The following is an 842-nucleotide window of genomic DNA, read 5'->3' as shown; positions in this document are numbered from 1 at the left end:
GGCACCAGGATCTGCAAAGTAGAAGGGGATTTCCAACGTCTTTTCTACCTCAATCCATAAATGAAATTCCTTGCCTCTGTCGGCAGTGATGGATTTCACCATTTTCTTAGGAAGGTTTTTCAACAGTTGGATGATTGCCTGAGCCGTTGCGGTAGCTGTCTTTGATGATAACTTTTGAATTATGGTGAAACGACTTGTGCGCTCCGTTAGAGTAAGAAGTTGGCTCTTATGAGCCTTACCTATAATCGTGTCCACTTCCCAATGTCCAATCTCATTCCGAGGTGCCTGACGGGAATGAATTTCTTTCAGTTGAGGCATTTTTCCACGTGTTTCCAGCTCATGGTTTTTTAGTTTTTTCCCTTTGCGGATAAACAACTTTTGGGATAAGTGAAACAGACCAAGAGCTGCATAGCGATAGATAGTGGAAACACTTATAGGAAAGGGTTTTCCAATCACTTTCCTATAGCGATTGACGATGCTTTCAGGTGACCACCCCTTCTTCAGATGAGATAGGATATGGTCAATTGCTTCAAGATACAACGAACGCTTACAGCCACAACTTTCTCGCTTAGTTTCATAATCAATCTGTGCCTGAATGGCTGTGTAAGGAGAAACACGTGCTAATTCATAATTGATGGTACTTTTACTTCTGTTTAACTGCCTTGCTATATAGGAAAGTGATTTTCCGTTCAGAAGGTAAGCTTCGATTAATACTCGTTCCTGTGCTACGATATGTTTGTAGCTCAATTGGGACACTCCTTTAGTTGATTAGCCTTAACTAATGTGTACCCTATTGAGCTATTTTTATTATTAACCGTTCGACTTAATATGATAATCTACAA

1 protein-coding gene is annotated in these 842 nt (G+C 40.4%); it reads right to left on the bottom strand.

Annotated elements, in window-relative coordinates; genetic code table 11:
• Window positions 1-747, bottom strand: a 747-nt coding sequence (locus C406_RS0118070; protein WP_017382063.1) for an IS30 family transposase, incomplete at its 3' end; no start/stop codon positions are given.
• Between the last annotated feature and the right edge of the window lie 95 nt (window positions 748-842).

This window comes from Paenisporosarcina sp. TG-14 (genome assembly GCF_000297555.1).
Lineage (GTDB): Bacteria > Bacillota > Bacilli > Bacillales_A > Planococcaceae > Paenisporosarcina > Paenisporosarcina antarctica.
The sequence above is the reverse complement of the archived record's forward strand: the minus strand, read 5'-3'. Positions and strand labels throughout refer to the sequence as shown.